Raw genomic sequence first — 1,575 nt, forward strand, 5'->3', positions numbered from 1 at the left:
CCGGTTTCTACCAGACTTTCGATTCCCTCAGAATAACTATAAGCTCCCACAGGTGCAAAAGCTAGCTGTAACAAACATAAAAGTTGATTGTTCACTGTTGACTGTTGACTGTTGACTGTTGACTGTTGACTGTTGACTGTTGACTTATTGCTTCTTGAATGGCCGAAAGCAATTTAGTCACAAGCCCTCGCATTCATCGGTGAGAGTAAATCTAAAATCTAAAATCTAAAATCTAAAATCTAATGGCTGTGCCCATAAGCGCCCATTTCCGGCTGAAACGGCACAATTTCCTGTGTTACTTCCAAACCCATTTTTTCTAGCATTCCCTGCAACACAGAGTCGGGAGAAAGCCTTAAATAATTATCCGCAATTTCTAAAGCTACGTGACGGTTTCCTAAATGATAAGCCGCCCGCATCAGTAGCAGCGGACTTGATGCCCGCGCTGTCAGCACCAGTTCGGGTTTTGCACTTACCAGTACCAAAAAGCTACCGTCTTCCGACTGCAATAAATCTCGATCGCGCAGTACCGTACCTCTGGGCAAACTCAGGTGCAGCCTTTCCCCCGTTTCCGTCTCGAATCGGTGACGGCTGCGAGTGCGATCGTCCGATGTCATTTGTAAAGTAAAGCTGACAATAGCATCGGGATTTGCAGGCAAATGTTTTGTGAATGTTAGCATTTTTATATTCTATTCCTCAGAGCAATTCACTTGACCTCTAGTTTTTGAGGAATTTTTGAGGAATATGTTTTTTATAGCCGAAGGAATAAGGAAGACTGAAGTTCCAATCTTCAGCTCATGTTTCAGAAATTAAAAACGTCTTAATCGTGTTGGCGATCGCTATATCTCATTGCGATTTACAGCAAGTTGAAAAATATTCATCTCTCTGGCCGCTCCCGTTCTGGCTTCAATACCAAATTTATGTTATTTTGTCAAGCACTGGATCGCAGACGATCGCTTTTTTTTCAAAAAATTTTGCCTACCGTCTAGGAACTCGAACAATTTAAATCTCCAATATATTGTTGGGGGGAGGTAGCGGTTAGGAATCCTGCCTGCCCTTAACAAGCTTTTATGGAGAAGTCTAATACGAACGGGAGAGGAAGAAAGACTCAAACCATCAAGCTTATTGATTACCCGCTTGTTGCAGTCGCAGGAGCTCGGCTTGAATTCGCTGTTTGACTGCCGGATCCGCTTGCTGGAGCAAAGTAAGCTGGTTGAAGCGACTAACTGTCAAACCATTGGTTTCGATAACTTTTTTAGCTTGTTGGCAGTAATTCACCGCGATGCCGCGAACACTTCCAGACAACCTATTAATTTGCTGAGTTTCGTTGCACACGACTCTGGGAACCGAACCCCCAGCCATTCCTTTAATTTCGTTAAAAGCTTCCACCCGTCTGGGTTCTATTGCCAACACAGCACGAGCGTAGCTAGTAATTTCCTCGCTGCTAATCTCTTGAGCTTGGGCTGCTGCTCCGAAAACGAGGTTTGGGGATTGTGCATACAAACCGGGCGCCCATCCGCTAGCTAAAGCTGCTGCAGAAAAGATGCCAAGCAACAGCGATTGTCGCAGCATCCGGTT

Annotated in this window: 2 protein-coding genes and 1 pseudogene; all 3 read right to left on the reverse strand. The window is 44.8% G+C overall.

Features of this window, described 5'->3' with window-relative positions; translation table 11 throughout:
* A pseudogene (locus QUA38_RS28805) lies at nucleotides 1–95 on the reverse strand (urease accessory protein UreF); the annotation flags it as partial.
* Between the two features lie 144 nt (nucleotides 96–239).
* Complete coding sequence (gene ureE / locus QUA38_RS28810) at nucleotides 240–677, reverse strand: urease accessory protein UreE (RefSeq protein ID WP_333167919.1); 438 nt, start codon at nucleotides 675–677, stop codon at nucleotides 240–242.
* A 442-nt stretch (nucleotides 678–1,119) separates the two neighbouring features.
* Nucleotides 1,120–1,575 (reverse strand): DUF4168 domain-containing protein (locus QUA38_RS28815; protein ID WP_333167922.1); only part of this gene is annotated, 456 nt, incomplete at its 5' end.

This window comes from Microcoleus sp. Pol12B4, assembly GCF_036701385.1.
Classification (GTDB): Bacteria; Cyanobacteriota; Cyanobacteriia; order Cyanobacteriales; family Microcoleaceae; genus Microcoleus.

Bases quoted from the DNA above. Each gene is read 5' to 3' on its own strand.
- ureE (WP_333167919.1), bottom strand. From the start codon at position 677: ATGCTAACATTCACAAAACATTTGCCTGCAAATCCCGATGCTATTGTC.